Origin of the sequence: Bartonella sp. AA78NXGY, from assembly GCF_042197005.1 — a bacterium.
Taxonomy (GTDB): domain Bacteria; phylum Pseudomonadota; class Alphaproteobacteria; order Rhizobiales; family Rhizobiaceae; genus Bartonella.
In genome coordinates, this window is record NZ_JBHIRI010000030.1 from 1 (window position 1) to 7,288 (window position 7,288).

General features: G+C 44.3%; 7 protein-coding genes and 1 pseudogene. All 8 read left to right on the forward strand.

Annotation, left to right across the window (positions count from 1 at the left end; all coding sequences use genetic code 11):
- Positions 1-19: 19 nt before the first annotated feature.
- Complete coding sequence (locus tag ACFINL_RS09095; protein WP_375638734.1) at positions 20-589, forward strand: hypothetical protein; 570 nt, start codon at positions 20-22, stop codon at positions 587-589.
- Complete coding sequence (locus ACFINL_RS09100) at positions 579-2,525, forward strand: phage terminase large subunit family protein (protein ID WP_375651439.1); 1,947 nt, start codon at positions 579-581, stop codon at positions 2,523-2,525. Before ACFINL_RS09095 ends, ACFINL_RS09100 begins: the two co-directional genes overlap by 11 nt.
- A 3-nt stretch (positions 2,526-2,528) precedes the next feature.
- Positions 2,529-2,777 carry a phage head-tail joining protein gene (locus ACFINL_RS09105; RefSeq protein ID WP_375612364.1) on the forward strand — a complete coding sequence of 83 codons (249 nt, stop codon included), beginning with the start codon at positions 2,529-2,531 and terminating at the stop codon, positions 2,775-2,777.
- Entirely contained in the window at positions 2,777-4,321 is a 1,545-nt protein-coding gene (locus tag ACFINL_RS09110) for a phage portal protein (RefSeq protein ID WP_375613965.1), read from the forward strand. The genes ACFINL_RS09105 and ACFINL_RS09110 overlap by 1 nt, the downstream gene beginning before the upstream one ends.
- Positions 4,311-5,384, forward strand: a complete 1,074-nt coding sequence (locus tag ACFINL_RS09115; protein ID WP_375651440.1) for a S49 family peptidase — start codon at positions 4,311-4,313, stop codon at positions 5,382-5,384. Before ACFINL_RS09110 ends, ACFINL_RS09115 begins: the two co-directional genes overlap by 11 nt.
- A gap of 259 nt (positions 5,385-5,643) precedes the next feature.
- Complete coding sequence (locus ACFINL_RS09120; protein ID WP_375621791.1) at positions 5,644-6,012, forward strand: head decoration protein; 369 nt, start codon at positions 5,644-5,646, stop codon at positions 6,010-6,012.
- 12 nt (positions 6,013-6,024) lie between these two features.
- The gene (locus ACFINL_RS09125) at positions 6,025-7,101 is read left to right on the forward strand and encodes a major capsid protein (RefSeq protein WP_375651441.1); all 1,077 of its coding nucleotides are present in this window, start codon (positions 6,025-6,027) and stop codon (positions 7,099-7,101) included.
- Between the two features lies 1 nt (position 7,102).
- Positions 7,103-7,288 (forward strand): annotated as a pseudogene (locus ACFINL_RS09130) (hypothetical protein); the annotation flags it as partial.

Genomic DNA, 7,288 nt, shown 5'->3' on the forward strand with positions numbered 1-7,288 from the left:
AAGAAGGCAAGGAGCAACTATGAATAAGAAGAATCGTAAGGGTCTATCGGTTCGTGCGTTTGCGAAGAAGATGGGTGTTTCACATAATGCAGTGGTTTCTCGGATAAAGACAGGTAAATTTGATGCGGCTCTTTTTGAAGATGGTTCTGTCAATGAAGCGCTTGCAACAGCTATCTGGAATGAGAATCCAACAAAGCGCCCTACTCCATTTTTAGCACCGGATGGTCAACCGCTGACAAAGATCAAACAAGCCTCCACAGATGGAGCCAATGAATACAAGATAAAACTAGAGCGGATGCAAGTTGCGCTAGCAAAAGAAAAGATTGCTCTGGAAAAGTTACGCGAAACCACTGTTGATCGTGAAGAAGTGAGAAAAGAAGCATGGAACTTTGGAAGAGCGCATCGAGATACAATGCTCAATTTTGCCTATCGCTTTGGTACTGAAATTGCGGCGCAAGTGGGATGTGATGCTGCGAGCCTTATTGGAGCTATCGATCATCATATGCGCAAAGCTTTAGTGGAAAATGTCGTCCCTGTTTCTTTTCACGATCCCAACATTTTAGAAGAGAATCCAGAACATGATAAGTGATGCTTTGCCCTCGTCCTCTGATGCTGGGCTCTTTTTTTGCTATGCGAATGAAGGACGCCGTCCTGACCCGCCTTATACTGTTTCCCAGTGGGCTGATAAAAATCGTTATTTGAGCACAGTTACGAGTGCTGAGCCTGGATTATGGAGGACTATACGTACCCCCTATTTACGAGAGATCATGGATAATCTTTCTGTTTATGATCCGACTGAAACAACGGTTGTGATGAAGGGGGCTCAGATTGGAATGTCGGAAGCAGCGTTGAACTTTTGTGGTTATGCCATTCATCATAGTCCAGGACCTGCCCTTTATGTAATGCCGACAGTTGAGACCGCTAAGAAACTGTCAAAGTCTCGTCTTGATCCGATGATTTCAGCTAGCCCTGCTTTAAGTGAACGCATTGCTCCTGCTCGTGCAAGAGACAGTGGAAATACAATGTTTTCAAAGGAATTTTATGGGGGGACATTGATGATTACAGGAGCAAATAGTGCTGCTGGATTGCGTTCTTCTCCTATTCGCTATTTGGTTTTGGATGAAGTCGATGCTTACCCATTGAATGTCGATAATGAAGGCGATCCTGTAACAATTGCGGAAAAACGAACCTCTGCTTTTATTCAACGTAAAATTTTTAAATTGTCCACGCCGACACACCGTGACACAAGCCGTGTAGCCAAGGATTTTGTGCTAGGTGATCAAAGATATTACAATGTCCCTTGTGATGCATGTGGTGTTCTACAACCCATTGTTTGGTCACAAATTAAGTGGCCAAAAGGCGCCCCCGAAAAAGCTGTTTTTGTTTGTGCGCATTGTGGTCATGAACATGCCGAACATCGTAAGTCCGCCTTAATGGCAGAAGAAAACGGTGCTTGTTGGATCGCAACACAGGAGTCAAGTAAGCCTCGTCTGCGTTCTTACCATATTTCAGCGCTTTATTCGCCATGGCTGACTTGGGGCGATTGTGCGCGCGAATTTTTAAGAGCCAAAGAAGACCCTGCTCTTTTGCAAGTTTTTATTAATACAGTGCTTGGAGAGCCATGGGAGGACAGAACAGGCGAAGTTGTTGATCCTGATAGCCTCTATGCAAAACGCGAAGATTATCCCCTTGCACCAGAACAATCCGTCGTGTTGACAGCTGGTATTGATGTGCAAAATGACCGCTTGGAACTTGAAGTGGTGGGATGGGGGCGTAGTGAAGAAAGTTGGCATATTGATTATCAAGTGATCCTTGGTGATCCCTCTTCTTTTGAAGTATGGGACCAATTGGATGAATATCTTGCAAAACGCTGGCCACATCCAGGCTATAAAGAGGGGATTAGGATAACAGCTGCTTGTATTGATACCGGTGGTGGACATACACAGGCAGTTTATAATTATGTACGCCCGCGTGAAGGGCGGCGTATCTGGGGCATTAAGGGGCAAGCGGGATGGCGTGCGGTATGGCCACGCCGACCAAGCAAAAACAATAAAGGACAGATTAATCTCTATATTGTTGGTGTTGACGCGGCAAAAGATATTATCACGGCACGGTTTAAAAAATCGGGACCTGAAGCATCAGGTGCTGGTGCAACACACTTTCACAAAAGCCTTGATCGGGAATATTTTGACCAACTGACCGCTGAAAGAAAAGTCATCAAATATTTTAAAGGCTTCAAGCGTATTGAATGGCAAAAAAGTGAAAAGGCAAGAAATGAAGCCTTGGACTGTAGGGTCTATGCTTATGCGGCTTTACAAGGTCTGATTTCGGCGGGAATAAACCTTAATCGAGAAGTTGATATCTTAGAAGAGCGTTTGGAAAAACTTAAAATTGAAGGTTCTGTAGAGCAACCAACATCTGGGATTTCTTCATTCACTTCTCCAAGAAGATCTCAGATAGCAAAACCTCAAAGGAAACAATCCAGAACAGTGATGAATCCTTATATGCGAGGGGATTGGAGGTAATTTGTGGGTGAAACTTTAGAACCAATTAACAGCAAAATTGACAGACTGGAAAGTTTAAAAAGGCGGCGTGAACAAATTGAAGAGGCTCTTTATTCGGGTGCGCAATCAGTGCGTCACGGCGATAAGCAAGTCAGCAATCGTTCTGTTGAGGAACTTCGCAGAGCGCTTGAGATGCTGAACATACAAATAGCCAACCTTGAAGGGCGCAAGCGTTCACGCGTTTTCTATTTTAATATATCACGAGGCTATTAATGGCTGGTTTTTTCAATAAACTCACAGGCTTTTTTACAATTTCTCGTCAACACAATCCGCCTTTTGAAGCTGCAAGTAAAAGCCGCCGTATGGGTGGTTTTGACCCCGCAAAAAAACATATCAATAAAGCGATTGAAGAATGTGGTGATACCATTGTTGCTCGTTCAAGATGGCTTTATGATAATGAATCTCTTTATGGGTCTGCAACGGAAGAATGGGTCTCTGCGGCTGTTAGTGATGGGATTAAACCTTATCCTCGTATTGAAGGTTTTCAAGAAGAAAAGAAAAAGCTTTTAGACTTATGGTGGCAATGGGTTGATGAGGCGGACTATGATGAAGATGCCAATTTTTATGGACTTCAAGCAACCATTGCACGAGAAGTCTTTCTAACTGGTGAATGTTTTGTAAGACTACATTATGTTGACCTCTACGGGCGCTCTGGTGTGCCGCTTCAATTACAAGTTTATCCCACCGAAATGTTAGACCTTACTTACAATGGACCGGCTGATATTGAAGGCAATTACATTCGTATGGGGATTGAATTTAATGCCAGTGGCAAGCGCGTTGCTTATCATTTCTGGGAACATCACCCCTATGATGATGTCCCTGCAAATATGGCATTTGAGAGCCAAGAGCGCGTGCGTGTCCCTGCTGAAATGGTCATTCATATCAAAGAGCGCCGTATTGCCGGACAATTGCGCGGTTCTCCAAAAATAACGCGCGCTATGACAAAGATCTTTCAACTCGAATCCTATGACGACGCAGAACTCGATAGAAAAAGGACGGCGGCTCTTTTCGCGGCGTTTGTCAAGGACAATTCACCAAACGTCGAAAAATTATCCGATAATCGTGATAAAAACAACGTTGAAGAAGAATACAAAGCACCTGTCATTGCGCCCGGTGCATCTCTTTATTTAGGAGAGAATAAAGAAGTTACATTCTCAAATCCTGTTGAGGTTGGTGGCTCTTATGAGGCTTTTCAATTTCGCAATATCTTGAAAATTTGTGCAGCACTTAATATGCCTTATGCCGTTGTGACTGGAGACGTTACGCGGGGGAATTTTTCAAATGTACGCACCTCCATCATTCAGTTTAGACGGCACGTCAAACAATGGCGTGAACATATTATTGCCTTTCAGTTTAACCGCATTGTTTGGGAGCGTTTTGTTGAAATGGCAGTGCTTGCTGGATGCGTCAATTTGCCAGGGTGGGAAGAAAATTCCTTGCCATGGCTTCAATGTGAAAGCTTTGCACCCCCGCTTGAAATGATTGATCCAAACAAGGATATCTCAGCGGAAAAAGAAGAAATTCGTGCAGGCTTGAAAACACGACGCATGGCACTTGCCGAGCGTGGCTTTGATATCGACAGCATTCATGCCGAACTGCAAGAAGAGCACACAGACGCTCGTGCGCGCGGCTTATCTTTTGACACGGATATGGCAGCGACCTCTGATAGCAATCAAGTAATTGATACCGCAGATTCAGAACCTTCTGAAACTTATGAAAGTAACCAAGGCAGTGAGGCACATAAAAATGGTGAATAATCTTGATATGCCGTTTTTGGCATCACGGCTTTTTGGGGTTCCTCATATGCTTGCCTCGACAAAGCTTGATATCATTTTGAATGCTCTTGCACCACGCCTTTTTGAGGGAGAAAAGTTTCCCATTGGGGCTTTTGCGCAAGGGGATACAACGGCTTTAAGACCCCCTGAAACTTATGTAGTACAAAACAATGTTGCCATAATACCGGTTCATGGCACGCTTGTGCGCCGTGGTGCATGGCTTGGGGCTTTATCGGGGCTAACCTCTTATGAAGGTTTAAGCGCTTCTTTTCGTGAAGCCATTGCACAACCTGATGTTCGCGCTGTTTTACTTGATATTGATAGCGGCGGTGGAGAAGCCGGTGGTGTGTTTGATTTGGTTGAAGAGTTTCAAACACTCTCAAAACAATACGACAAGCCCATTTGGGCACATGCCAATGAGTTTGCTTGTTCTGCAGCTTATGCCATTGCTTGTGCGGCTTCTCAAATATGGGTAGCTCGCACAGGGGTTGTGGGCTCGATTGGGGTTGTTTGTGCCCATCTTGACCAATCTCGTGCGGATGAAAAACACGGGCATAAATGGACCTTTGTCTTTGAAGGTGATCACAAAACCCATGGCAACCCTCATGAACCCTTGAGCGATACAGCACAGATAAAAATGCAAGCCGATTGCGCCCTGCTCTACGAGATGTTTGTCGATTTGGTGGCGCAAAACAGACGCTTAAATGCTGCTGCAATTCGTGACACAAAAGCAGAAACTTTTATAGGCACCCAAGCGATCACGCTTGGATTAGCAGATGCGCAGGGCACCCTTGCGCAAGCTTTGGAAGCCTTAACGGATTCCATATCACAAAACCCAACATCAACAGAAAAAGAAGGACAAAACACATGGCACGCACACAATACCGCGCTGAAGAAGATGATGACGAAAAGATCGTCGACATCATCAATGACGAGGAAGAGGACGAAGACGATAGTGACATCGACAAAAACGCCGAAGACTTCGACGATGAAGAAGAAAACGAAGATGAAGATGAAGACAATGAGGACAAGCAGGAAAACATAAAAGCTGCTCTTGAAAAAGAAAGAAAGCGCGCAAAAGCACTAACAACCCTTGAAAGGCAAGCAAAGCACTTAGGCGTTTCTTTTGACGCAGCAAAAGCTATTCAAAACGGTATGAGTGTCGAGAAAGCACGCCAGTGTGTGTTGACGGCTGCTAGCTCTCAAAGCGCGTCTTTAAAAGTCTCGCCTTATACCCCTCATAGTGATGGGACGAGCAAGGCAAAGATTTATGCAAAATGGGAAGCAGCTTGGAGGGCAGTGAAATGACGAATATTATTTATGACGACGTACGCAATGGCGCTTATCTTGGACCCTACGACCCCGATATGTCAAATGAAGAAGTGCTGTTTGCATCAGGAGCATTCATTGAAGCTGGAACTGTCATGGGGAAAATTACAGCATCACAAAAATATACCCCCCTTAATCCAGCAGCAGCAGATGGCAGTCAAATCCCTGCGGGGATTTCTTTTGCCACTATTGACGCAACAGAAGCAGATCAACGTGCCGTGATTACAGCACGCTTATGCACTGTAAAAGCTTCTGAACTGCTATGGCCAGATGCCATCACGGATGAGCAAAAGAAAGCAGCCATTCAGTCTTTAGAAGACCATAACAACATTCTATTGCGATAGGAGAATGCACACATGGATATGAATTTTTTTAAACATGATGCTTTCTCAAGCATCACAATGATGAAAGCCATTGAAAACTATGAGTTTCAACCTGGTCTTGTAAGCTCTCTTAATCTTTTTGAGGAAGTTGAAACCAGTACCACAGTGGTTGGTATTGAACGGCGTGATAATACATTTTCGCTTATTCAAACCAGTGAACGTGGCGCACCTTTGACAGAAGGTGATAGAGAGGGTCGTAATCTTCGGTTTTTCAAAACAACACGGATTGCCAAAAGTGATACCGTAAAATCAGAAGAAATCCAGAACCGTCGTGAATTTGGCGCAGAAGATCAGTTAGAGACAGCAATGAAATATATTGCCAAGAAACAAAAGAAACTGATTTCTGAAATCGAATTGACATGGGAAAATATGCAACTTGGCGCTGTTCAAGGGGTGGTTCTTGATGCCGATGGCTCTGTTATTGTCGATTGGTACAAAGAATGGGAAATCGCACCACCAAAGCCGATTGATTTTAAATTAAATAATGAGACAACCAATGTTGCGGACCATGTTGATCAAGTCATTATGAGGATGATTGAAGCTTCAAAAGGAGCATTTTCTGATCGTTCGCGGATTATTGGGCTTTGTGGTAATGAATTCTTTTCCAAGTTGAAAAACCATAAAACAATTCGTGAGACCTATTTAAACACAGCCTTAGCACAGACACTCAATAGCGCCGGAGGTGTTGCAACACCAAGTTCGATTGGCTCTGGGAGCTTTGGTAGTTTTGACTTTGCAGGTGTCACTTTCATTAATTACCGGAGTATTCACAACTATAATGTGAGTGCGAAGGCTGGAACAAAGCGCGCTATAGGCATTAAGCCGGATGAATGCCAATTCTTTCCTGTTGATGCGCCTGGTGTCTTCCAAAAAACCTTTGCTCCTGGTGAAAGCTTGGATTTTGCCAACACGGTTGGAAAACCTCTCTACACCATGTTGATCGTTGATAACGACCGTAATGCATGGGTAAAACCGGAGGTCTACAGCTATCCGCTTTACATTTGCACACGCCCAGAAATGCTGTTTAAAGCAGTGATTGGAGCGAAATAACATGCGATGGCACGGGCTGCTAAACCAAATGGTTAAAGATGTGCGCAACACTTTTGGGCAGCCCATCATCTACACGCGAAAAGACAATCAGCAATCTTTTCGTATCACAGCGATTTACGGCATTAAACATTCGGAATCGGACGCCGGTGGCAGAATCCCCACCACAATTCCAAGAAAGGAACTTGAT